This is a genomic window from Pseudomonas sp. UBA6753 (genome assembly GCF_002453565.1).
In the GTDB taxonomy this organism is placed as follows: domain Bacteria; phylum Pseudomonadota; class Gammaproteobacteria; order Pseudomonadales; family Pseudomonadaceae; genus Aquipseudomonas; species Aquipseudomonas putida_Z.
This window is the reverse complement of sequence record NZ_DKHD01000045.1, coordinates 159,560-182,284: the sequence shown is the minus strand read 5'-3', so window position 1 is coordinate 182,284 and position 22,725 is coordinate 159,560. Positions and strand designations below refer to the sequence as shown.

Below are 22,725 nucleotides of genomic sequence, written 5' to 3'. Positions count from 1 at the left end.
GCACACAGAAGGTGATCGTTCGTGAACCCCGAAACCATGCTGGCGGCATTGCCAGGCTACGCCATGTCGGCCGAGTCGATACAGGTGCTGTCCGATGCCAAGGCCTACCGCGCCTGCCTGCTCGAGCGCATCCGCGCCGCAACCCGGCGTATCGTCATCGTTGCGCTGTACCTGCAGGAAGACGAGGCCGGCCAGGAAGTGCTGGATGCCTTGTACCAGGCCAAGGCCGCGCGGCCGGGGCTGGAAATCACCATCGTGGTCGACTGGTTCCGTGCCCGCCGCGGCCTGCTGGGCGCCGGGCGCCAGCCGGGTAACGCCGCCTGGTACCAGGCCCAGCGCCAGCACCATGGGCTGGACATCGTCATCCATGGCGTACCGGTGCAGACCCGCGAGCTGTTTGGCGTGTTGCACCTGAAGGGCAGCATCATCGACGACTGCGTGATCTACACCGGCGCCAGCCTTAACAACGTGTACCTGCACCGTTTCGACCGTTACCGCCTGGACCGCTACCACCTGTTCCAGTCACCAGAGCTGGCCGACGCGATGGTCGGGCTGGTGCGGCGCCTGCTGCACCACACCGCCACGCCGCGCCTCGACCTGCCGGCGCCACCCTCCACCCGCAGCCTGCGCGGCGACATCCGGCGCTTGCGCGCGCGGCTGCGGCGCATGGCCTATGAGGCACCGGCCAGCGCAGCGGGGCAGGGCCTGCGGGTTATCCCGCTGTTGGGTGTGGGCCGTGGCAACCCGCTGAACAGGGCACTGTGCGCCTTGCTGGCGGCGGCGCGCACACAGGTCATCATCAGCACGCCGTATTTCAACCCGCCCCGGGTGCTGATGCGCGAGCTCGACCATGCCCTGGCGCGTGGCGTGCGGGTGGAGCTGATCGTTGGTGACCGCACGGCCAACGACTTCTATATCGCCCCCGGCGAGCCGTTCAGTGCCAGCGGCGCGTTGCCCTACCTGTACGAAGACAACCTGCGCGCCTTCACCCGACGTCGCCACGCTGCGATTGCCAGCGGCCAGCTGCAGGTGCGGATCTGGAATGACCCCGGGCATACCTTTCATGCCAAGGGCGTGTGGGTAGACCAGCGCTATTCGTTGCTGACCGGTAACAACCTGAACCCGCGCGGCTTCAACCTGGACCTGGAGAACGGCCTGCTGATCGATGACCCGCAAGGGCAATGGCTGGGGCCACGGGAGGCAGAGTTGATCGAGTTGCGCCGGCATGCGCCGAAGATCGGCTCGGCAGAGGAGTTGGGGGTCAAGGCCGAGCACCCCAAGGAAGTGCGCAAGTTCCTGCGACGGCTGCGCTATAGCCGGTTGGAGCCGCTGATCAAGCGGGTGCTCTGAGGGAATTCAAGCGTTTTTGTGGGAGCGGCCTTGTGTCGCGAAAGGGCCGCAAAGCGGCCCCAGACGTTGGTGTCACTACCAAAATTGCCGGGGCTGCTCTGCAGCCCTCTCGCGACGCAAGGCCGCTCTCATAGAACTGCACATAACTCATTGAATTAGCAGGGACCCTGTGGGAGCGGCTTTAGCCGCGAACACCGGCGCAGCCGGTGCCATACCGCGTTGGATTCTTCGCGGCTAAAGCCGCTCCCACAGGGTACGAGGATCGCTTGCGAATACAATTATCTGTGCGACAGCGCAGCCCAAAGGGCTGGGCAATCTCCCACAGTGACCGCAGTCAGGCTGCTGCACCTTTGGCCTCAGCCACCTTTGTTTCCTGTTTGCCCCGCGGCTTGAGCCGCGACACCGCAAACAGCACCACCGCCAACCCGACGACCTGATACAGCGAAATCTCCTCGCTCAGGATCGCCCACGATGCCAGCACCGTCAGCACCGGCCCCAGGTTGAGCGGTGCGCTTTACTGCGCCGGGGCCAGGCGAATACCACTCACCTGCACCTGATCACCGGGCTTGAAGCGGGCATTGGGCGAGCGATAGCGCTGGGTACTGCCGTCGTCATGGCGTACCACGTAGGCCGCGTCGCTGTGCCCGCTGCTTTGTTGCACGGCGGCGCCGCCAAATGCACCTAGGGCTGCACCGGCGATGGCGCCGAACGGGCCACCGAGCGCGGCGCCGACCATCAGGCCGCTGACGCCGCCGGCGCCATAGCCCACCGTGTTGTCGGGGCTTTCCGAGAGCACCTCGTCGGCGCAGGCGGGCAGGGCGATGGACAGGGACATCGCCAGAGGGAGGAGGATATTTTTCATGATGTTTATTTCCGCAAGGCAGGTAGTGGCGAAAGAGAATGGTTCAGCTTTCGTGCCAGCTGGGCAGCCCTTGCAGATGGGCGTGTTGCGCTGGTGTGTTGTCATAACGACAGCGGTTTTTGTGGTGCAAATGACAGGCTGATGTCAATATGACATTCACTCGCACGGGTATCGGCCAGGGCTGGGCTATCATTTGCAGGCTGGTGGTGTAAGGCTCCTCTGAAAAATCATCACGAGCGCATACAATCGGGCCTTTTCCTCGTCAACCAGATAGGCCAAACCGTTCATGGCGCTTGATCCACCCACGATGCTGACTATCTCGATCGCCCTGGCTGCCGCGGCTGCGTTGTACCTGGCGATCGAGTGGCGCAGCGTACGCGAGCCGTCGCTGCTGTTCTGGAGCGCAGGCTTTGCCACCATCACGATTGGTTCCACCCTGGCCTTGCTGCGCGGCATCGGTTTGTTGCTGATCGGTATCTGGTTCGCCAACGGCTTGCTGGTGGTGGCGCACTGGTTCTTCCTGGTGGGGGTGTTGCGCTTCACCCAGGTGCGGCTGTCGCGTATCTGGTTATCGGTCGTGCTGGTGTGGTTCGCCTTGCTGCTGATGCCTGTTGGGCCGCAGTGGTCGAAGGTGATGCTGATGGTCAACTCGTTGCTGGTGGCGCTGCTGACGCTCAAGGCCAGCTGGCTGTTGCGGCCGCATGGCAAGTCGCTGAGTGTTGGCGCGGTGCAATTGCGCTATGTGTTGCTGGCGCATGGGTTGTTCTATGTGGCCAAGGCGATCATTGCGATCACACCGGGTACGCTGATTGACCTGGCCACCTTCGGCGGGCTGATCATTCAGGTTTCGTTGGTCGAAGGTGCGATGGCGATCATGCTGATAGCCTTGTCGATGACCGGCACCGTGCGTTACCGGCGCGAGGAGCGGATTGCCCGCCTGGCAGCCCGTGACCCGTTGACGGCGCTGTACAACCGACGCGCACTGGAGGTGCGGGCGGGGCCTTTCTTCAAGGCAGTGGATTCGGCGCAGCCCGGGGCCTTGCTACTGATAGACATCGACAACTTCAAGCTGGTCAACGACCTGCACGGGCATGTTGCAGGGGACCGCTTGCTGATTGCCCTGAGCGAGATGATTCGTACGGTGTTGCCCGAGCGTTCGCTGGCGGCGCGGCTGGGCGGTGATGAGTTCGTCATTCTGCTGTGTGGTGCGAGCAGCGAGCGGGTCATGGAGCTGGGTGGACTGCTGCGCGAGCAGTTCCAGCAGTATGCCAGCAAGACGGTACCTACGCCGCAGCCGGTCACCTTGAGCATCGGCGCCAACCTGTTCGACCAACCGCCGACGAGCCTTGCGGCCTTGATCGAGCAGGGGGATGTCGCCTTGTACCAGTCCAAGCGCGGTGGGCGCGACAGCATCCGCTTCGTCGAACGGCCGATGGCCGACCTCAGTCAGTAGCAGTTTTGCCTTTGCTTTTGCTTCTAAGCGCCTGAACTATCGCGCGCTTAGAAGCAAAGGCCGAAGCAACAGCAAGAATGGCGAATCAGGTCACCACCTGGTAGCACGGTACATACGCCGCGCCGCCAGGCAACTTCATCCGATGCTGGTCGACGAACGCCTGCAACAGCCGGCCCAGTGGGTCCAGCACGGCGCTGTCGCCACGGATCTGATACGGCCCGTGTTCCTCGATCAGGCGGATGCCCTTGTCCTTCACGTTGCCGGCGACGATACCGGAAAACGCCCGGCGCAGGTTGGCAGCCAGTTCGTGCGCCGGCAGCTCGCGCCGCAGGTCGAGGTCGGCCATGGCCTGGTGGGTCGGGTCGAACGGCCGCTGGAAGCTCTCCTCGATCTTCAGCAGCCAGTTGAAGTGGAAGGCATCGTTGCGCTCCCGGCGGAACTGCTTGACCGCCTTGAGCCCTTCGACCATGTGCCGGGCAACTTCCGCCGGGTCATCGATGATGATCTCGTACAAGCGATGCGCCGCTTCACCCAAGGTGGCGCCGACGAACGCGTGCAACTGTTGCAGGTACGGCTCGGCACTGCGCGGGCCGGTGAGTACCACCGGGAACGGCAGGTTCTGGTTGTCCGGGTGCATGAGGATGCCCAGCAGGTAAAGGAACTCCTCGGCCGTGCCGGCACCGCCCGGGAAGATGATGATGCCGTGGCCGACACGGACGAAGGCTTCCAGGCGCTTCTCGATGTCCGGCAGGATCACCAGCTCGTTGACGATCGGGTTGGGCGCTTCGGCGGCGATGATGCCCGGCTCGGTCAGGCCCAGGTAGCGGCTGCCGTGCATGCGTTGCTTGGCGTGGGCAATGGTGGCGCCCTTCATCGGGCCCTTCATCACACCCGGGCCGCAGCCGGTGCACACATCCAGCTTGCGCAGGCCCAGCTCGTGGCCGACCTTCTTGGTGTACTGGTACTCCTCGCTGCTGATCGAATGGCCACCCCAGCACACCACCATCTTCGGCTCCACGCCCGGGCGCAGGGTGCGAGCGTTGCGCAGCAGGTGGAAGACATAGTCAGTGATGCCCTGGGAGCTTTCCAGGTCGATGCGCTGGCTGGCCAGCTCGCTTTCGGTGTAGACGATGTCGCGCAGGGCGCTGAACAGCATTTCACGGGTGCTGGCGATCATTTCGCCATCGACGAAGGCGTCGGCCGGGGCATTCAGCAGCTCCAGGCGCACGCCGCGGTCCTGTTGATGAATACGCACCTCGAAGTCCTGATAGGCCTCGAGGATGGTCTTGGCATTGTCGACATGGGCGCCGGTGTTGAGGATGGCCAGGGCGCACTGGCGGAACAGGGTGTAAAGGCTACCGGTACCGACTTCACTCAGTTGCTGCACTTCACGTTGTGACAGCGTCTCCAGGCTGCCTTTGGGGCTGACGGATGCATTGATGACATTGCGTTGAGGCATCTAAGTCTTTCCTGTGCGGGTAAAACATCCTTCTTTGACAACACCATACCGAGAAATGTGGACGGCAACGAGGGGGGAGTGGAAAAAGCTTGAGACCAGGCTGGCTTCTTCGCGGGCTTGCCCGCTCCCACAGGGGCCGCGCTGCTTTCAGGCTTGCGCTGGACCTGTGGGAGCGGGCAAGCCCGCGAAGCAGGCGACTCGGTCTCAAGGCGACTCGGTCTCAAGTCATCCCAACAGCTTCTGCACGCCAAGGGTAATCGCCACGCCACCAAACACCAGCCAGAGGCTGAGAAGCGCCCCGGTGGCCAGCGCCCGCGGCCCGGCCTGGCGAATCTGGCTGAGGCGCGTCTCCATCCCCAGCGCGGTCATGGCCATGGTCAGGGCGAAGGTATCCAGGCTGTTAACCGCTTGCGTCACGCTGCCCGGCAACACCTGCAGCGAATTCACCAGCACCAGCGCGAGGAAGCCGAAGGCGAACCAGGGCATGGCGATGCGCCCGTTGCCCTGTGCCTGGCCCGGCTGGCGCGCGCGGCTGATCCAAAGGCCCACCACCAGCAGCACCGGTACCAGCAGCATCACCCGGGTCATCTTGACGATGGTGGCGATATGCGTGGCCTCGGGGCTGACGTTGCTGGCCGCACCGACCACCTGGGCCACTTCGTGAATGGTGCCACCCAGAAACAGCCCGGCGCCCATGGTGTCCAGGTGCAGCCAGCCGGCATTGATCGCCAATGGGTAGAGGAACATCGACAGGGTGCCGAACAGCACCACGCTACCAACCGCCATGGCGCTTTTGTGCGGGGCACTGCGCAGCGCCGACTCGAAGGCCAGAACCGCGGCGGCGCCGCAGATGGCGCTGCCGGCCGCGGTCAGCAAGGCGGTATCGCGGTCCAGCTTGAACAGCTTCATGCCGCACCACAGGCCGATCAGCAGGGTGCTGGACACCACCAGCAACGACACGATGAGCCCGGACCAGCCGACTTCGGCAATTTCCTGCAGGCTTACCCGCAGGCCGAAGAAGGCCACGGCAATGCGCAGCAGGCCGCGGGCGGAAAAGTTGATACCCGCCGCCCAACTTGCCGGTACACCGTCACGCAGTGCATTGCCGTAAAGCGCACCGGCGACGATACCGACGATCAGCGGGCTGATACCCAGGTTGGCGATGGCGGGCAGGGCGGCCAACTGGGTGACCGCAAGCGCGAACAGCGCGACGAACAGGATGCCATTGAGCCGCCCTCGGGTAGAGAGGGTAGGTGCAAAGGCGGGGTTGGACGGAGCCGTGGCCATGTGAGTCCTCCGGAAAGGTGTTTCGACATGGCTTACGTTAATGTGGTTATAAGCTTATAAAAAATCGTAATTTAGGATGGCAAATATCCGTTTAGCTGATATTTTTCATTCATGACCCCAGAACAACTGATAACTTTTGCCACCGTCGCCGAGTACGGCAACATCAGCCATGCGGCCCAGGCCTTGCATTTGTCGCAGCCGGCGGTGTCTGGCCAGCTCAAGCTGCTGCAGGAGGCCTTTGGCGAGCCGCTGTATCAGCGCGCCGGCCGGGGTGTGCGGCTGACAGCAGCCGGCGAGCAATTGCTGGCCCATGCCGAGCGCCTGCGCGAAACCTTCCGTCAGGCCCAGGCATTGCGCGAGGCCATGCGCGGGTTGGAGCGCGGTACCTTGCGCATCGGCGCCAGTACCACGCCGGCCAGCTACCTGCTGCCTTACCTGATTGCCGATTTCCATGCCCGCTACCCGGAGGTGCTGGTGAGCACTTCCAACGGCAATACGGCAGAAATCGTCGCTGCGCTGGACAGCGTCGATATCGCCCTGATCGAAGGGCCGCCTGGGCAGGAACTGCCATTGGGCACGGCGGTGACGGCGTGGCGGGAGGACGAGATCGTGGCCATCGTGCCGCGTGGTCATCCGCTGGCTGGCAGTGACCGACAGACGCTGGCGTCGCTGGGGGCTTACCCGTTGGTATTACGCGAGAGCGGCTCGGGTGTGCGGCAGATCGTCGAGCGGGCATTTGCCCGCAGTGGCGTGGCGATGCGCGTGGCGCTGGAGATTGCCGGCGTGGAAGGGGTGAAGGAGGCAGTGCGGGCCGGGATGGGGATTGGTTTTGTGTCGGCGATGTCGATCCGGCATGAGGATGGGGCGTTGCAGCGGTTGCAGGTTGTGCCGCAGGCGTTGGTGCGGCGGTTTTCCATTCTGGTGCCGCATGCAGCCACCCCGTCGCGGGCTGCAGCGCGGTTTCTGGAGTTGTGTGTTGGCCTGCAAGAGGTGAGGTGACTGTGCTGGCCTCTTCGCGGGCTTGCCCGCTGCCACAGGTTTCTCACGGTTCTTGAATGCGGTGCAGTACCTGTGGGAGCGGGCGAGCCCGCGAAGAGGCCGGCACAGGCAACCTCAATCCACCCGAAACACATGCTTCAGATAGGCTACGAAGTTCTCATCCCGGCACTGTGTCTTGCCCGGGCTGTCGGAAATCTTGGCCACCGGTGCCCCATTGCAGGCCGTCATCTTGATCACGATGTTCATCGGCTCCACCCCCGGTATATCGCAGGTCAGCCTGGTACCAATGCCAAAGCTCACATTGATCCGCTCATGCAGCGCCCGGTACAGCCCCAGCGCCTTGGCAAGGTCCAGCCCGTCGGAAAAGATCAGGGTCTTGCTCTTCGGGTCGATCCCCAGCCGCTCATAGTGGGCAATGGCCTTTTCCGCCCAGGCCAGCGGGTTGCCCGAATCATGCCGCAGGCCATCGAACAGCTTGGCGAAGTACAGGTCGAAGTCGCCCAGGAACGCGTCCATGGTGATGCAGTCGGTCAGGGCGATGCCCAGCAGCCCCCGGTATTCCCGTACCCAGCATTCCAGCGCGGCAGCCTGGCTGTCGACCAGGCGCGGGCCGAGTTGCTGGTGGGCCATGAACCACTCGTGCGCCATGGTGCCGATCGGCTTGAGCTGGTATTCGCGGGCCAGGTGCACGTTGCTGGTACCGACAAAGCGGCCCGGGAAGTCACGCTTCAGAATGTGCACCACCTCTTCCTGCACCCGGTAGGAGAAGCGCCGCCGGGTGCCGAAGTCGGCCAGTTGGAAACCGGCCAGTTCTTCGGCGCTGGCCTCGGCCTTCAGCCAGTCGAGGTTCTGATACAGGCGCTCGCGGACCTGTTCGATCACCACCTCGCGATAACGGTAGCGGTTGCGTACCTCGCTGATGATCGCCAGCAGCGGGATCTCGTAGAGAATCACGTGCAACCACGGCCCGCGCACGCGAATCGCCAGTTGCCCGGCATCATCCAGGCCTACCTGTACATAGCGCAGGTTGAAGCGGAACAGGCTGAGAAAGCGGATGAAGTCCGGTTTGATGAACGGGATCTTCTCCAGGTAGGCGAGCTGGTCATGCGTGATGCTGACATCGGCCAGTTGCTCGACCTGGTAACGGATTTCCGCCAGGTAAGGTGCGAGGTTCTCGCCGTTACGGCAGCGGAATTCCCACTCCACCTCGGCGTTGGGGTAGTTGTGCAGCACCGCCTGCATCATGGTGATCTTGTAGAAGTCGGTGTCCAGCAGGTTCTGGATGATGCGTGGGCCGAAAATGCTGTCGCTCATGGGCGGTCTTCCTTGATCAGAGTGAGCTGGTGGTCGAGCGCGGCTTCGTCGCCGCAGAGGATCACGCCGTCGGCGGCCAGGGCGCCACACGCCTCGATGCCGCCTGCCTGGGTGAGGGCGCGGCAGGCCGGCAGGTACAACAGCACCTGGAAGCCGGCCTGGCGCAATTGGCGGGCGGTGGTCCTGACGCAATAGTCCAGGGCCAGGCCACCGACGATCACCGCGCCCACCTGCTGCACCTTGAGGTATTCGATCACCCCGGTGGAGCGGCGTTCGGCCAGGTCGTGGTAGCAGGCGCCGTAGGGGTGCAGGTCGGGCTCGACGCCTTTCCACACGAAATAGTCGTAGTCGATGGGGGCCGGCAGGCCGGGCAGCAACTCGAAGCCGGGTGTGCCGGGGACGCAGTGGCTGACCCAGGTCAGGTCGGCGTTGGCCAGTTGCAGGGGCTGCAGCATGTGCGCGGGGTCGGCGACTACCCAGGCGGCGTTGGCCGGGTGGGCGTCCTTGCTGCCCAGGCGCAGATCGGCGCGCAAGGCCATGGTATTAAGATCTACCGCGATTTCATTGCCTTCGGGAACCGGCAGCTCTTGCGGCACGTTGCTGGTGAAGCCGTTCTGGGCGTCGACATCGAAACTGGCGATCTTCATGGCGGTTCTCCTCGCTGGAATGGATACATAATTCACTTGGTGTATTAAGTGTGTCAAGCAACTTTTGAAACGGGCTTTCTGCTTGCCTTACTTAGATGCTCTGGTGGATTATGGTGAGCTTGAACAAGGAGTCGCCCGGTGAATGCAGTCGAAGTCCTGGCCAGCGTCGATATCGTCGCCCTGCGCATGGCCCCCGAAGCTCAGCATCTGCAGGTGCTGTTGCACCGTCGTGAGCGTGAACCGCATGCCGGCCAGTGGGCCTTGCCCGGGGTGATCGTCAATGGCCGCACCCCCGACACCAGCCTGGAAGCTGCTGCCGAACGCGCGCTGCGCGAGAAAACCCAGGTCGTACCGTGCTACATGGAACAGGTGGGCACCGAGGGCAATGCTTTCCGCGACCCGCGTGGATGGTCACTCAGCACCTATTACCTGGCATTGCTCGAACCCGGGCAGGTCGTCGAGGGCGAGCAACTGGCGTTTTTCGACTTGGACAGCGTATTGGCGCGCAAGGTGCTGTTGCCCTTTGATCACAACCTGTTGGTGGAGCGCGCCCGTGAGCGGCTGGCGGCGAAGACGGTGTACAGCAGCCTGCCGCTGTACCTGCTGGCGGAGAAGTTCACTGTGCTGGATGCGCTAGGTGCGGTGCAGGCGTGCCTGGGGCAGGCGGTGAACAACACCTCGCTGCGCAAACGCCTGGAGCGCTTGCGCGAGCAGGGGTGGGTGAGGGACACCGGGGAGAAGAACCAGCCCAGGCTGGGCCGGCCGCAGCAGTTGTATCAGTACACACCACAGGGGGAGCGGGCGTTCATGTTTGACCGCAGTCTGCTGCCTGAGGGCGCTTAGTCGCCTGCATCAGTGTGCGCAGCGGTTGGCATCCTGTTCTCCGCGGGTGCCTGGCGCGCCGCGTCACTCGTCGCCGTAGTTCATGATCGACAACAGGCGGATGGGTACCTGCACCAGCTGCTCGGGGCCGTGCGGGGTCTCGCCGTCGAAGGTCAGGCTGTCGCCGGCCTGCATGTGATAGAGCTGGTTGCCGTGGCGGTACACCAGTTCACCCTCCAGCAAGTGGAGGAACTCGGTGCCGGGGTGGGCGAAGGTCGGGAACTCTTCGCTGGCGTCGTCCATGGTCACCATGTACGCCTCGAAGTTCTTCTTCGGCCCCCTGGCGTGATTGAGCAAATGGTAGGTGTGGCCTTTCTCGGTACCGCGGCGCACCACCTCCAGCCCTTCACCGGCTTTCACCAGCAAGGCATTGCCGTCGGGCTGGTCATATTGGCTGAACAGCTTGGCCATCGGCATGCCCAGCACATCGCACAGGCGGCTGAGGGTGTCGAGGCTGGTGGACACCTGGGCGTTCTCGATCTTGCTCAGCATGCCTTGGCTGATGCCGGCGATGCGCGCCACGTCGGCGAGCTTGAGGGACTGGGCCTGGCGCTGGCGCTTGATCTGCAGGCCCAGGTACTGCTCCAGGCGAAGGCGCGGTTCGGTTTCGGTTGGCATCGAATGTCCTGCACGGTTTCAGTTCAAGAATAAATTTTTCGCACTGGGAAAGTGCGAAATGCAGCTGCGGTGGCTGCATCTTTCCTCGGGTGAAAACAAGTTTCCCATAAATGGAGCATGGAAATCTGCTTGGGTTTTGTGCTGGCCGTACCGGCCTCTTCGCGGGCACGCCCGCTCCCACAGGCCCGCGAAGAGGCCCGAACAGGCAACACAAGGTTGCACCCTGAACAAAGTTGGCAAGCACATTGCATTCCTGTGAGGAAAGTAAGTTTCCTATACGGAATCATTGCCCCTTGCCCAGGAGTGTTCAACCCATGTTGCCAGCAGAAACCCAGCGCACCCTCGATCAGCACGGCATCAAGTACGTGCTGGCGCAGTTCGTCGATATCCATGGCTCGGCGAAGACCAAATCGGTGCCGGTCTCGGGCCTGAAGATGGTGGCCGAGGAGGGCGCCGGTTTTGCCGGGTTCGCCATCTGCGGCATGGGCATGGAACCGCACGGCCCCGACTTCATGGCCCGCGGCGACCTTTCCACCTTGATCCCGGTACCGTGGCAGCCGGGTTACGGCCGGGTGGTGTGTGTAGGCCACGTAAACGGCCAACCGTGGCCCTACGACAGCCGCTACGTGTTGCAGCAGCAGGTGCAGCGCCTGGCCGACAAAGGCTGGACCCTGAATACCGGCCTTGAGCCCGAGTTCAGCCTGTTCCGCCGCGACGAGGATGGCAAGCTGCAACTGGTGGACGCCTCCGACAACCTCGACAAGCCGTGCTACGACTACAAGGGCCTGTCGCGTTCGCGGTTGTTCCTCGAACGCCTGACCGAGGCGTTGCAGCCGGTGGGCTTCGACATCTACCAGATCGACCACGAGGACGCCAACGGCCAGTTCGAGATCAACTACACCTACAGCGACGCCATGGAGTCGGCCGACCGCTTCACCTTCTTCCGCATGGCCGCTGGCGAGATCGCCAACGACCTGGGGATGATCTGCTCGTTCATGCCCAAGCCCGACCCCAAGCGCGCTGGCAATGGCATGCACTTCCACCTGTCGCTGGCCAGCAGCACCAACAAGAACCTGTTCCATGACCCGTCCGACAGCAGCGGCATGGGCCTGTCGAAGTTGGCCTACCACTTTGCCGCAGGCCTGTTGGCCCATGGCCCGGCGCTGTGCGCCTTCGCCGCGCCCACGGTCAACTCGTACAAGCGCCTGGTGGTCGGCCGCTCGCTTTCCGGCGCCACCTGGGCCCCGGCGTTTGTCGCCTACGGCGCCAACAACCGCTCGGCGATGGTGCGCATCCCCTATGGCCGCCTGGAGTTCCGCCTGCCGGACGCTGGCTGCAACCCATACCTGGTCACCGCCGCGATCATCGCTGCCGGCCTCGATGGCATCGACCGTCAGCTGGAGCCGGGCGAGATGTGCAACGAGAACCTCTACAACCTGAGCCTGGAAGAGATTGCCGCACGCGGCATCAAGACCTTGCCGCAGTCGTTGAAGGAAGCCGCCGACGCCCTGGAGGCCGACCCGCTGTTCCGCGAAGTGCTGGGCGCCGAGATCGTCGACGAGTTCATCAAGCTCAAGCGCATGGAGTGGGTGGAGTACTCCCGCCACGTCTCCGACTGGGAAATCCAGCGTTACACCGAATTCTTCTGACCGCCCCCAATCCCTTGGGCGGCCAGCACGAACGCGGTCGCCCACTGCCTAGTAAGGAGCATCACCATGTGTGGAATCGTAGGTCTGTACCTGAAAAAACCCGAGCTGGAAGCCCAGCTCGGCAAGCTCTTCGAACCCATGCTCGAAGCCATGACCGACCGTGGCCCGGACAGCGCCGGCTTTGCCATCTACGGCGACGAAGTGGCCGATGGCTGGGTCAAGCTGACCCTGCAGGCCACTGACATCAACTACCCCTGGGCGGCGCTGATGGGCCAGCTGGAAGGGCGCCTGGGCTGCTCGCTGGACTGGTTCCAGAACGCCAGCGCCGCCGTGCTCAAGGTGCACACCAACGAGGCATCGGCCCGCCAGGCTTTGAGCGAACTGGCCCCTGACGTGCGCATCATGAGCGCCGGGCAGAGCATCGAGATCCTCAAGGGCATGGGCCTGCCGGCGGAAATCTCCAGCCGCTTCGGCCTGGCCGGCATGAAAGGCAGCCACATCATCGGCCATACCCGCATGGCCACCGAAAGCGCCGTGACCATGGAAGGCAGCCACCCGTTCTCCACCGGCGCCGACCTGTGCCTGGTGCACAACGGCTCGCTGTCTAACCACTTCCGCCTGCGCCAGGAGCTCAAGCGCGAAGGCATCAGTTTCGAGACCGACAACGACACCGAAGTGGCCGCCGGCTACCTGACCTGGCGCCTGCAGCAGGGCGACAGCCTGGCCCAGGCCCTGGATGGCGCCCTGGAAGACCTGGACGGCTTCTTCACCTTCGCCATCGGCACCCGCAACGGCTTTGCCGTGATCCGCGACCCGATCGCCTGCAAGCCCGCCGTGCTGGCCGAGACCGACGACTACGTGGCCATGGCCTCGGAGTATCAGGCGCTGGCCAGCCTGCCGGGCATCGAGAACGCCAAGGTCTGGGAACCGGCCCCGGCCACCCTGTACGTCTGGGAACGCGAAAGCGCCTGACCTGCCACCGAACCACTGGAGAACCACATGAAGACGATCGACCTTTCCAGCACCTCGGTGCGTGTCCTCAACCAGTCCTTGCACGGTGAGGTGCAGGACCACGAATGGCGGGTGACCCACCCCGACGGCAAGCACAACCTGGCCGTGGGCATCAACGCCGCCGTGGCCGTGGATATCGAAGGCCACGCCGGCTACTACTGCGCCGGCATGAACCAGCAGGCCAGTGTCACCGTGCATGGCAACGTCGGTGTCGGCGTGGCCGAGAACATGATGTCCGGCTCGGTGCGGGTCAAGGGCAGCGCCTCCCAGGCCGCCGGCGCCACCGCCCATGGCGGGCTGCTGGTGATCGAGGGCGACGCCGGCGCGCGTTGCGGTATTTCCATGAAGGGCGTGGATATCGTCGTCGGCGGCAGCATCGGCCACATGAGCTGCTTCATGGGCCAGGCCGGGCGTTTGGTGGTGTGTGGCGATGCCGGCGATGCGCTGGGCGATTCGCTGTACGAGGTGCGCATCTACGTCAAGGGTGCGGTGCAGTCGCTGGGCTCGGACTGCATCGAGAAAGAGATGCGCGCCGAGCACCTGCAAGAGCTGCAGGAACTGCTGAACAAGGCCGGCCTGGACCACAAGGCTGCCGATTTCAAACGCTACGGCTCGGCTCGCCAGCTGTACAACTTCAAAGTCGACAACGCCAGCGCGTACTGATCCAGGAGCATTCCCATGAGCGAGCAATTCCCACCAGTACTGCGTGAGTCGGCCACCTTCGACCGCCTGACCATCCAGGAAATCCAGCGTGCCGCCGAAACCGGCATCTACGACATCCGCGGCGGCGGCACCAAGCGCCGCGTGCCGCACTTCGACGACCTGCTGCTGCTGGGTGCCAGCGTGTCGCGCTACCCGCTGGAAGGCTACCGCGAAAAATGCGGCACCGATGTGCTGCTGGGCACCCGCTTCGCCAAGAAGCCGATCCACCTGAAAATTCCGGTGACCATCGCCGGCATGAGTTTCGGCGCGTTGTCGGCCAACGCCAAAGAGGCGCTGGGCCGTGGTGCGACCATCGCCGGCACCAGCACCACCACGGGCGACGGCGGCATGACCCCGGAGGAACGCGGCCAGTCGCAGCACCTGGTGTACCAGTACCTGCCGTCGCGCTACGGCATGAACCCCGACGACCTGCGCAAGGCCGATGCCATCGAGATCGTCCTCGGCCAGGGTGCCAAGCCGGGCGGTGGCGGCATGCTGCTGGGCATGAAGGTGACCGAGCGCGTGGCCGGCATGCGCACCTTGCCGATCGGCGTCGACCAGCGCAGCGCCTGCCGCCACCCGGACTGGACCGGCCCGGATGACCTGGCGATCAAGATTGCCGAGATCCGCGAGATCACCGACTGGGAAAAACCCATCTACGTGAAGATCGGCGCCAGCCGCCCGTACTACGACGTAAAGCTGGCGGTGAAGGCAGGTGCCGATGTGATCGTGCTCGACGGCATGCAGGGCGGTACTGCCGCGACTCAGGAAGTGTTCATCGAACACGTCGGCATCCCGATCCTGCCGGCCATTCCGCAGGCAGTGCAGGCGCTGCAGGAAATGGGCATGCACCGCAAGGTGCAGCTGATCGTTTCCGGTGGTATTCGCAACGGTGCCGACGTGGCCAAGGCCATGGCCCTCGGGGCTGATGCGGTGGCCATTGGCACTGCGGCGCTGATCGCGCTGGGTGACAACCACCCGCGGCTGGATGCCGAACTGAAGAAGATCGGCTCGGCGGCCGGTTTCTATGACGACTGGCAGAACGGCCGCGACCCGGCCGGCATTACCACCCAGGACCCGGAACTGGCCAGGCGCCTGAACCCGGAGGAGGCCGGGCGCCGCCTGGCCAACTACCTGCGGGTGCTGGTGCTGGAGGCGCAGACCATGGCGCGGGCGTGTGGCAAGTCGCACTTGCACAACCTCGACCCGGAGGACCTGGTGGCGTTGACCGTGGAGGCAGCGGCGATGGCGCGAGTGCCGTTGGCGGGGACCGCCTGGGTGCCGGGGCAGGCGCAGTATTGAGTTGACCGTCGGGGGCCGCTTTGCGGCCCTTTCGCGACACAAGGCCGCTCCTACCGGTGACCGCGTATCGCCCCCGTGTAGGAGCGGCCTTGTGTCGCGATGGGCTGCAAGGCAGCCCCAGGGCACCCCCACCATTCACACAGGAGTGACTCCATGAAGCACCTCACCCTCGCTGTAATGTTGTTAGCCCTGACCACCCGGGCCCACGCCGCCGACCCCACCCTGGACACCGGCAACACCGCCTGGATGATCTGCGCCGCGATGTTCGTGCTGATGATGTGCATCCCGGGCCTGGCACTGTTCTACGGTGGCATGGTGCGGGCCAAGAACTTCCTCTCGGTCTTCACCCAGCTGTTCGCCGTTGCCGGGGTGATCGGCATTCTCTGGGTGCTGTTCGGCTACAGCCTGGTGGTAGACACCACCGGCATGGTCGAGGGGCAGTTGACCGTCAACAGCTTCATCGGCGGGCTGGACAAGGCGCTGATGCTGGACATCGGCCATGACAGCCTGGTCGGTAGCATCCCCGAAGGCGTGTTCGCGGTGTTCCAGCTGACCTTCGCCATCATCACCCCGGCGCTGATTGCCGGTGGTTTTGCCGAGCGCATGAAGTTCAGTGCTTCGTTGCTGTTCATGGCCGCCTGGTTCGTGCTGGTGTACGCGCCGATCGCGCATATGGTCTGGGGCGGGCCGGGGGCGTTGATGGTCAACTGGGGCGTGCTGGACTTTGCCGGTGGTACCGCCGTGCATATCAACTCCGGTGTGGCAGCGCTGGTTGCGGCGTTGATGCTGGGCAAGCGCAAGGGCTATCCGCAGGTGGCCATGCCGCCGCACAACCTCGGTTTCACCCTGGTGGGCGCCGGGTTGCTGTGGGTGGGCTGGTTCGGCTTCAACGTCGGCTCGGGGCTGGCGGCCAACCAGGCGGCGGGGGTGGTGATGCTGGCGACCATGGTGGCGGCCTGTGCGGGGATTGTCGGCTGGTTGCTGACCGAGAAGGTGGCGCATGGTCGGCCGACGGCCTTGGGTGCGGCTTCAGGGGCTTTGGCAGGGTTGGTCGGGATTACCCCGGCCTGTGCATTTGTCGGGCCGCTGGGCGCGCTGGTGATCGGGCTGTTGACCGGGGCCATCTGTTTCTTTGCCGTGACCCGGTTGAAGCAGGCGCTGGGCTACGACGACAGCCTGGATGTGTTCGGCCTGCATGGCGTGGGCGGAATGGTCGGCGCGATCCTTACCGGGGTATTTGCCTCGCCTTCGTTGGGCGGCTATGTGGAGGGTGCGTCACCGGTCGGGCAGGCATTGGTGCAGGTGAAGGGGGTGGCGTTCACCTTCGTGTATTGCTTTGTGGTGAGTTGGGCGATTCTGGGGGTGATCAAGCTGACCATCGGGCTGCGGGCCAGCCGGGAGGAGGAAGAACAGGGGCTGGACCTGGCGGAGCACAATGAGCGGGCCTACAACCTCTGATTGATGTGTTGCCTGTACCGGCCTATTCGCGGGCTTGCCCGCTCCCACAGGAATGTCACCGGCCTCGAAGGCTGTGGTGTCGCTGTGGGAGCGGGCAAGCCCGCGAAGAGGCCGGCACTGGTTGAATCAGTGCCCCATGGCCACCTTGGCACTCATCTGCCGGCGACGGTAGGCGCTGTCACGGCTGGCCAGCCACCAGTACAGCGGCGAAGTAACTGCCAGCCCCACCAGCCACGACAGGTCCGCTCCGTTGATATGCTCGGAAATCGGCCCGACATACAGTGGCGTGTTCATGAACGGGATCTGCACCACGATGCCCACGGCATAGGCGATCAGCGCCTGCGGGTTTTAGCGCCCGTAGATGCCGCCATCGACCTGGAAGATCGACTGGATATCGTAGTCACCCTTGTGGATGGCATAGAAGTCGATCAGGTTGATCGCTGTCCACGGCACCAGCACCACCAGCAGCACCAGCACCATGTCGACGAAGTGGCCGATGAAGTCCGCCGAGGCGAACACCGCCACCACGCAGCAGGCCGTCAGCACTACCAGCGACAGCACGGCGCGGCTCTTGGCGGTGGGGATCCAGCGGTGGGCGAAGGTTTGCACCAGGGTGATGATCGACAGCACTGCGCCATACAGGTTGAGGGCGTTGTGGCTGATCACGCTAAGCAGGAACAGCACCAGCATGATCGGGCCGAGGGTGCCGGTGGCCAGCTTGACCGCGTCCATGGTGTCCATGCCGGCCGGGATCGCCAGCACCGCGACGGCGCCGAAGATGAACGACAGGCTCGAACCCAGGGCCGAGCCCAGGTAGGTAGTCCAGAACGTCGAGCTGACCTTCACGTCCGCCGGCAGGTAGCGCGAGTAGTCCGACACGTAGGGTGCAAAGGCGATCTGCCACAGCGCCGCCAGCGACACGGTGGCCAGCCAGCCGGCCAGGTTGAAGCCGCCGCGGGTGAGGAAGTCGTCGCTCTGCACGTGGCTGAAGATGTAGCCGAAGCCGACCACGATGCCGATACCCAGCACCCAGGTGCCGATGCGGTTGAGCACGTGGATGAAGCGGTAGCCGATGATGCCGATGATGCCCGAGCCCAGCGCACCGATGACGATGCCCACCGGTACCGGCACGGCATCGACCACGCCGTGCAGCGACGTGCCGGCGAGGACGATGTTGGAGGCGAAGAAGCCGATGTACATGACCCCGGCGATCACCACCACCAGCAGCGCGCCGAGCGAGCCGAACTGGGCGCGGCTCTGGATCATCTGCGGGATGCCCATCTGTGGGCCCTGGGCCGAGTGCAGCGCCATCAGTACGCCACCGACCAGGTGGCCGACCAGGATGGCGACGATGCCCCAGACCAGGTTCAGGTGGAACAGTTGCACGCCCAGCGCGCCTGTGACGATGGGCAGCGGCGCGATGTTGCCGCCGAACCACAGTGTGAACAGATCCCTTACCTTTCCATGGCGGTCTTGCGGGGGCACGTAGCCGATCGTGTGTTTTTCTATGAGGGGTGCCGAATTGGCTGCACTGGTCATGACTGACTCCAAGGCAAGGTAGGGCATCGGGAGCTGCCCGGGGGCGTGCCGGCGAAGGGCGACGCGTTCTTGTTGGAGCGATGATGCGGGGCGCGGGGATAACGAGAAATTAGTAAATATGTGCCCATAAACCTTAAAAAACCTAAGGCTGACAAAAGGTTAAGCGGGGGACGGTAGCAAGGAGGGTGCCAGGGGGCGGGAGGGCTTGGGCTAGAGGGGCTGGCGGGGAGACAGGTAGATTGTGGTGGGCGGTGGTGGTGCGGTGTGCGCATTTTCAGGGCAGTTGAATGGTTGCCTGTGCCGGCCCTTTCGCGGGCTTGCCCGCTCCCACAGGTTCTGTGGTGCACCTGTGGGAGCGGGCGAGCCCGCGAAAGGGCCGGCACAGGCAACAACGCTACATCGGCAACAACCGATCCTGTATCACCTCTTTCATCACCAGGGTCGAACTCAACCGCTTCACATTGGGAATGCTGGTCAGCTGCTCGTCATACAGCTTCTGGAACGCCGGCAAATCCTTGGCCACCACATGCAGCAGGTAATCCGGGTCGCCAAACAGCCGCTGCGCCTCGACGATCTGCGGGATTTCGGCCAGCGCCGCTTCAAAGTCCGCTACCGGCTGGCGAGTGACTTCGCGCAGGGTCACGAACACCAGCGCGGCAAAGTTCAGCCCCAGGGCGCTTGGCGCCAGGCGGGCGTGATAGCCAAGAATCGCCCCTGATTCCTCCAGCGCCTTCAAGCGCCGATGGCAGGGCGACAGGCTCAGCCCCACACGGTCTGCCAGCTCGGTCACCGATAGCCGACCGTCTTTTTGCAGTTCGGCAAGGATTTTTCGATCAGTCCTGTCCATCGAGAAGGATCTTCCAGTAATTGAGGTCTGTTGGGGAATATACGAAAGAAAATCCCTCGACGGAATCCGTAATCTTTCGTCATCCCAAAGCAGTGGACAAAGGAAGATTCAAGTGGCTCTCAGTGTTCTGACGGCGTTCTGGGCCGTGTCGATGCTGTTCGTGATTACCCCGGGCGCGGACTGGGCCTACGCCATTTCGGCCGGCATGCGCGGGCGCTGGGTGATGCCCGCGGTGGCGGGGATGTTGTCGGGGCATTTCCTTGCGACCCTGGTGGTGGCGGCCGGGGTCGGCAGCCTGCTGGCCGGCCACCCGCTGGCGCTGACCTTGCTGACCCTGGCGGGGTGCAGCTACCTGCTGTGGCTGGGTGGCAACCTGCTGCTGAGCCCGGCATTGCCGGCGGCCGGGCAGGATGGTGCGGGGGAGTCGGGGTCCCGCTGGGCATTGAAAGGGTTTTGCGTCAGTGGCCTGAACCCGAAAGTGTTCCTGCTGTTCCTGGCGCTGTTGCCGCAGTTCACCGACCCGCAGTCGAGCTGGCCGGTGCCGTTGCAGATCTTGCTGCTGGGCCTGGTGCACCTGTGCAGCTCGCTGGTGATCTACTCGCTGGTCGGTTATGGCGCCAAAGCCGTGCTGAGCACCCGGCCGGGGGCGGCGAAGCTGGTCGGGCGGGTGTCGGGGGTGGCGATGATCACGGTGGCCCTGGGCTTGATAGCGGGTCAAATAAGTTGAATTCACTGGCCTCATCGCCGGCAAGCCAGCTCCCACCGGTTCAATGCCGGGCCTGAGCCATGCGGGGTACTTGTGGGAGCTGGCTTGCCGGCGATGAGGCCAGTACAGACGATAGACAAAGCCTCGGATAAACTCGCAGCACTCCAACGCACAACCAGGATGTGCCCCATGCCCGAAACCACGCAACTGCTCACCTTCGCCCTGATCTGCCTCGGCATGGTCCTGACCCCAGGGCCGAACATGATCTACCTGATCTCCCGCTCGATCTGCCAGGGCCGCAAGGCCGGGCTGATTTCGTTGGGTGGTGTGGCCCTGGGCTTCGTCATCTACATGTTCTGCGCCGCGCTGGGTATCACCGCCTTGGTGATGGCCGTGCCTTTTGCCTACGACGCGCTGCGCATCGGTGGCGCGCTGTACCTGTTGTACCTGGCCTGGCAGGCGCTGCGCCCTGGTGGTCGTTCGCCGTTCCAGGTTCGCGACCTGCCTGCCGACAGCCCGCGGCGGCTGTTCACCATGGGCTTTGCCACCAGCCTGCTCAACCCCAAGATCGCCGTCATGTACCTGTCGTTGATGCCGCAGTTCATCGAGCCTGGGCATGGCAGCGTGCTGCTGCAGTCGCTGGTGCTGGGGTCGACGCAGATCGCCATCAGCGTTTCGGTCAATGCACTGATCGCGATCATGGCAGGGTCCATCGCCGTATTCCTCGCCGGTCGCCCGCTGTGGCAGCAGGTTCAGCGCTGGCTGATGGGTACGGTGCTGGCGGGCCTGGCCGTGCGCATGCTGGCCGAAGGGCGGCGCTGACCGCTAGGCCTCAGGCGGCGGCTCCTGGGGCAGGTACAAGGTAAAGGTGGTGCCCTGGCCCGGGACACTGTTCACCTGCACATCACCCCCGGACTGCTTGGCAAAACCGAACACCTGCGACAGCCCGAGCCCGGTGCCTTCACCCGGTGCCTTGGTGGTGAAGAACGGGTCGAAGATGCGCTCCAGCAGTTCGGCGGCAATGCCGACACCGCTGTCGCTCACCGAAATCGCCGCGAACTGGCCCGGCTGTGGCGCCTGGCCGCGCAGGGCGGGCAGGCGCTGGTCGGCCTGCAGGCGCAGCTGCAAGGTGCCTTCGCCGGCCATGGCATCGCGGCCGTTGAGCATCAGGTTGATTACCGCGGTTTCCAGCTGGTTGAGGTCGGCGCGGATATGGCAAGGCGCCTGCGGTAACTGCAGCTCGACCTGGATCCGCGCACCGGTGGCCGTGTCGAGCATGTCGGCCATGGCTTCCAGCCGTGGCCCGGCCTCGAACACTTGCGGGCTCAGGGCCTGGCGGCGGGCGAAGGCCAGCAACTGGCCGGTCAGCCTGGTACCGCGGTCGACAGTGTCGGACATGGTCTTGAGGTAGCGCTCGCGGCGCTGTGCATCGAGGTTGGGGCGCTGCAGAAAATGCAGCGACGAGCGAATGATGGTCAGCAGGTTGTTGAAGTCATGGGCCACGCCGCCGGTCAGCTGGCCGATGGCTTCGAGCTTCTGGGCCTGGCGCAGCACGGCTTCGGTATGCAGCAGCTGGGTGGTGCGTTCGTCGACGCGCTGTTCGAGGGTGGCATTCAGCGCCTCCAGTGCCGCCATGGCCTCGCGCACTTCGGTGTGGGCCTGCACCCGCTGGACATGCGCCCAGGAGCGCTCGGTGACTTCGCTGATCAGCGCCTGTTCATAGTGGGTCCACTCCCGTGGCGCCTTGTCGTGGATGGCCATCAGCGCGGTCAGCCGGCCGCCTTTGATCAGGGGCATGCAAATGGTCGCGGTAATGCCGATGGCCTGGAAGGTGGCAGCTTCCTCCGGGGACAGCTCGCTCAGGTTGTCCTGGATGACCAACGGCAGGCCACTGCGCAGGCGGCCGAGCGCCAGCTCGCCGAAATCCTGCAAGCGATAGCGGCCCAACAGATGCGGCGAGCCGGGCGCCACGGCGTCACCGCAGATGGTGAAACCGTCTTCGTCGGGCTCCATCACCGCATAGGCGCAACTCGACAGTTGCAGGTGCTCGACCAGCATGCGCGTGGTAGTGGCAAGGATCTGGTCCGGGTCGGTGGCGTCGGCCACGGCACGGCCCAGGTCGTCGAGGAATTTCAGGCGCTGGTTGGCGAGCACGCTGGCGGTGGTTTCGGTGACTGTATCGAGCATGCCCAGCACCTTGCCGTCATGGTCGCGGATGGGGCTGTAGCAGAAGGTGAAATAGGCCCGTTCGGGGCTGCCGTTGCGGTCGATGACGAGCGGGAAGTCTTCGATGAACACCGCCTCGCCGGCCAGAGCGCGGTTGGCCATGTGGCCGATGTCGGCCCAGGCTTCCTGTCACACGGCGCGGAAGGGGATGCCCAGGGCCGAGGGCTTTTGCCCGAGTATCTGCGAGAAAGCGTCGTTGTGCAGGGTGAGCAGGTCAGGGCCCCAGAGCACAGCTTGTGGGAAGCGCGAGGCCAGGCACAGGGCCAGGCTGGTTTTCAGCGGGTCGGGCCAGTGCTGCAGCGGGCCCAGTGTGGTGGCGGCCCAATCGTGGTTGCGGATGCGCTCGGCCATCAGCCCGCCGCCGTCTAGCCATTTTGCCATGTGCTCTGCCGGTCCTTTTGCGTAAGGCCTTAA

20 protein-coding genes and 2 pseudogenes are annotated in these 22,725 nt (G+C 64.2%); 12 read left to right on the top strand and 10 right to left on the bottom strand.

All coding sequences use genetic code 11. From position 1 onward, the window contains the following. Window positions 1–21 precede the first annotated feature (21 nt). The gene (gene pssA, locus B2790_RS18200; protein WP_286919399.1) at window positions 22–1,350 is read left to right on the top strand and encodes a CDP-diacylglycerol--serine O-phosphatidyltransferase; all 1,329 of its coding nucleotides are present in this window, start codon (window positions 22–24) and stop codon (window positions 1,348–1,350) included. Between the two features lie 334 nt (window positions 1,351–1,684). Here pssA and B2790_RS18195 read toward each other — a convergent pair whose 3' ends face one another. Together B2790_RS18195 and B2790_RS18190 are read right to left on the bottom strand one after the other, a co-directional pair. After that, window positions 1,685–1,840, bottom strand: coding sequence for a hypothetical protein (locus B2790_RS18195; protein ID WP_237140985.1), 156 nt, complete (start codon window positions 1,838–1,840; stop codon window positions 1,685–1,687). A gap of 24 nt (window positions 1,841–1,864) precedes the next feature. After that, complete coding sequence (locus B2790_RS18190; protein WP_286919398.1) at window positions 1,865–2,212, bottom strand: hypothetical protein; 348 nt, start codon at window positions 2,210–2,212, stop codon at window positions 1,865–1,867. On the opposite strand from B2790_RS18190, the gene B2790_RS18185 reads away from it, so the two are divergent. Then, the gene (locus B2790_RS18185; RefSeq protein WP_157896955.1) at window positions 2,211–2,354 is read left to right on the top strand and encodes a hypothetical protein; all 144 of its coding nucleotides are present in this window, start codon (window positions 2,211–2,213) and stop codon (window positions 2,352–2,354) included. The two genes, B2790_RS18190 and B2790_RS18185, sit on opposite strands and share 2 nt — an antisense overlap. A 165-nt stretch (window positions 2,355–2,519) precedes the next feature. Then, a complete protein-coding gene (locus tag B2790_RS18180) occupies window positions 2,520–3,665 on the top strand; it encodes a GGDEF domain-containing protein (RefSeq protein WP_286919397.1) in 1,146 nt (381 codons plus the stop codon). A gap of 85 nt (window positions 3,666–3,750) precedes the next feature. Here the strand turns inward: B2790_RS18180 and ppnN are convergent, their stop codons facing one another. Both ppnN and B2790_RS18170 read right to left on the bottom strand, forming a co-directional pair. Beyond that, on the bottom strand, window positions 3,751–5,124 hold the full coding sequence (gene ppnN / locus B2790_RS18175) for a nucleotide 5'-monophosphate nucleosidase PpnN (RefSeq protein WP_025338773.1): 1,374 nt from the start codon (window positions 5,122–5,124) through the stop codon (window positions 3,751–3,753). A gap of 225 nt (window positions 5,125–5,349) precedes the next feature. Beyond that, entirely contained in the window at window positions 5,350–6,411 is a 1,062-nt protein-coding gene (locus B2790_RS18170; RefSeq protein WP_286919396.1) for a YeiH family protein, read from the bottom strand. Between the two features lie 111 nt (window positions 6,412–6,522). On the opposite strand from B2790_RS18170, the gene B2790_RS18165 reads away from it, so the two are divergent. Next, a complete protein-coding gene (locus B2790_RS18165; RefSeq protein WP_286919395.1) occupies window positions 6,523–7,410 on the top strand; it encodes a LysR family transcriptional regulator in 888 nt (295 codons plus the stop codon). Between the two features lie 114 nt (window positions 7,411–7,524). On the opposite strand, the gene pncB is transcribed toward B2790_RS18165, so the two are convergent. Further along, window positions 7,525–8,724, bottom strand: coding sequence for a nicotinate phosphoribosyltransferase (pncB, locus tag B2790_RS18160; protein WP_286919394.1), 1,200 nt, complete (start codon window positions 8,722–8,724; stop codon window positions 7,525–7,527). Beyond that, window positions 8,721–9,371: an isochorismatase family protein gene (locus B2790_RS18155; protein ID WP_286919393.1), complete on the bottom strand. Its 651-nt coding sequence runs from the start codon at window positions 9,369–9,371 to the stop codon at window positions 8,721–8,723. Before B2790_RS18155 ends, pncB begins: the two co-directional genes overlap by 4 nt. Window positions 9,372–9,509: 138 nt before the next feature. On the opposite strand from B2790_RS18155, the gene B2790_RS18150 reads away from it, so the two are divergent. Continuing rightward, entirely contained in the window at window positions 9,510–10,214 is a 705-nt protein-coding gene (locus tag B2790_RS18150; RefSeq protein ID WP_137163685.1) for an NUDIX hydrolase, read from the top strand. 63 nt (window positions 10,215–10,277) lie between these two features. Here the strand turns inward: B2790_RS18150 and B2790_RS18145 are convergent, their stop codons facing one another. Then, the gene (locus B2790_RS18145; RefSeq protein WP_025338781.1) at window positions 10,278–10,871 is read right to left on the bottom strand and encodes a helix-turn-helix domain-containing protein; all 594 of its coding nucleotides are present in this window, start codon (window positions 10,869–10,871) and stop codon (window positions 10,278–10,280) included. A gap of 314 nt (window positions 10,872–11,185) precedes the next feature. Between B2790_RS18145 and glnT the strand changes: the two genes are divergently transcribed. The 5 genes from glnT (at window position 11,186) to B2790_RS18120 (ending at window position 16,993) form a co-directional block, all read left to right on the top strand. Continuing rightward, window positions 11,186–12,520 carry a type III glutamate--ammonia ligase gene (gene glnT / locus B2790_RS18140; protein WP_286919392.1) on the top strand — a complete coding sequence of 445 codons (1,335 nt, stop codon included), beginning with the start codon at window positions 11,186–11,188 and terminating at the stop codon, window positions 12,518–12,520. A 66-nt stretch (window positions 12,521–12,586) separates the two neighbouring features. Then, on the top strand, window positions 12,587–13,492 hold the full coding sequence (locus tag B2790_RS18135; protein WP_025338782.1) for a class II glutamine amidotransferase: 906 nt from the start codon (window positions 12,587–12,589) through the stop codon (window positions 13,490–13,492). 27 nt (window positions 13,493–13,519) lie between these two features. Beyond that, complete coding sequence (locus B2790_RS18130) at window positions 13,520–14,194, top strand: protein glxC (protein WP_025338783.1); 675 nt, start codon at window positions 13,520–13,522, stop codon at window positions 14,192–14,194. Window positions 14,195–14,209: 15 nt separating this feature from the next. Next, on the top strand, window positions 14,210–15,535 hold the full coding sequence (locus tag B2790_RS18125) for an FMN-binding glutamate synthase family protein (RefSeq protein ID WP_013973039.1): 1,326 nt from the start codon (window positions 14,210–14,212) through the stop codon (window positions 15,533–15,535). A gap of 153 nt (window positions 15,536–15,688) precedes the next feature. After that, window positions 15,689–16,993: an ammonium transporter gene (locus B2790_RS18120; protein ID WP_274079129.1), complete on the top strand. Its 1,305-nt coding sequence runs from the start codon at window positions 15,689–15,691 to the stop codon at window positions 16,991–16,993. A 126-nt stretch (window positions 16,994–17,119) separates the two neighbouring features. Here B2790_RS18120 and B2790_RS18115 read toward each other — a convergent pair. Both B2790_RS18115 and B2790_RS18110 read right to left on the bottom strand, forming a co-directional pair. Beyond that, a pseudogene (locus B2790_RS18115) lies at window positions 17,120–18,532 on the bottom strand (purine-cytosine permease family protein). Window positions 18,533–18,926: 394 nt separating this feature from the next. Next, complete coding sequence (locus tag B2790_RS18110) at window positions 18,927–19,379, bottom strand: Lrp/AsnC family transcriptional regulator (RefSeq protein ID WP_015270735.1); 453 nt, start codon at window positions 19,377–19,379, stop codon at window positions 18,927–18,929. Between the two features lie 112 nt (window positions 19,380–19,491). On the opposite strand from B2790_RS18110, the gene B2790_RS18105 reads away from it, so the two are divergent. Together B2790_RS18105 and B2790_RS18100 are read left to right on the top strand one after the other, a co-directional pair. Then, the gene (locus tag B2790_RS18105; RefSeq protein ID WP_015270734.1) at window positions 19,492–20,106 is read left to right on the top strand and encodes a LysE family translocator; all 615 of its coding nucleotides are present in this window, start codon (window positions 19,492–19,494) and stop codon (window positions 20,104–20,106) included. Window positions 20,107–20,274: 168 nt separating this feature from the next. Continuing rightward, entirely contained in the window at window positions 20,275–20,907 is a 633-nt protein-coding gene (locus B2790_RS18100) for a LysE family translocator (RefSeq protein WP_023660833.1), read from the top strand. A 3-nt stretch (window positions 20,908–20,910) separates the two neighbouring features. On the opposite strand, the pseudogene B2790_RS18095 reads toward B2790_RS18100, so the two are convergent. Then, a pseudogene (locus B2790_RS18095) lies at window positions 20,911–22,692 on the bottom strand (ATP-binding protein). Window positions 22,693–22,725 lie beyond the last annotated feature (33 nt).

Coding starts and splice junctions, on each gene's coding strand:
- B2790_RS18190 (WP_286919398.1), bottom strand. CDS start 2,212: ATGAAAAATATCCTCCTCCCTCTGGCGATGTCCCTGTCCATCGCCCTG.
- B2790_RS18120 (WP_274079129.1), top strand. CDS start 15,689: ATGAAGCACCTCACCCTCGCTGTAATGTTGTTAGCCCTGACCACCCGG.
- pncB (WP_286919394.1), bottom strand. CDS start 8,724: ATGAGCGACAGCATTTTCGGCCCACGCATCATCCAGAACCTGCTGGAC.
- glnT (WP_286919392.1), top strand. CDS start 11,186: ATGTTGCCAGCAGAAACCCAGCGCACCCTCGATCAGCACGGCATCAAG.
- B2790_RS18145 (WP_025338781.1), bottom strand. CDS start 10,871: ATGCCAACCGAAACCGAACCGCGCCTTCGCCTGGAGCAGTACCTGGGC.
- B2790_RS18165 (WP_286919395.1), top strand. CDS start 6,523: ATGACCCCAGAACAACTGATAACTTTTGCCACCGTCGCCGAGTACGGC.
- B2790_RS18180 (WP_286919397.1), top strand. CDS start 2,520: ATGCTGACTATCTCGATCGCCCTGGCTGCCGCGGCTGCGTTGTACCTG.
- B2790_RS18110 (WP_015270735.1), bottom strand. CDS start 19,379: ATGGACAGGACTGATCGAAAAATCCTTGCCGAACTGCAAAAAGACGGT.
- B2790_RS18100 (WP_023660833.1), top strand. CDS start 20,275: ATGCCCGAAACCACGCAACTGCTCACCTTCGCCCTGATCTGCCTCGGC.
- ppnN (WP_025338773.1), bottom strand. CDS start 5,124: ATGCCTCAACGCAATGTCATCAATGCATCCGTCAGCCCCAAAGGCAGC.
- B2790_RS18130 (WP_025338783.1), top strand. CDS start 13,520: ATGAAGACGATCGACCTTTCCAGCACCTCGGTGCGTGTCCTCAACCAG.
- B2790_RS18185 (WP_157896955.1), top strand. CDS start 2,211: ATGATGTTTATTTCCGCAAGGCAGGTAGTGGCGAAAGAGAATGGTTCA.
- B2790_RS18135 (WP_025338782.1), top strand. CDS start 12,587: ATGTGTGGAATCGTAGGTCTGTACCTGAAAAAACCCGAGCTGGAAGCC.
- B2790_RS18155 (WP_286919393.1), bottom strand. CDS start 9,371: ATGAAGATCGCCAGTTTCGATGTCGACGCCCAGAACGGCTTCACCAGC.
- B2790_RS18170 (WP_286919396.1), bottom strand. CDS start 6,411: ATGGCCACGGCTCCGTCCAACCCCGCCTTTGCACCTACCCTCTCTACC.
- B2790_RS18125 (WP_013973039.1), top strand. CDS start 14,210: ATGAGCGAGCAATTCCCACCAGTACTGCGTGAGTCGGCCACCTTCGAC.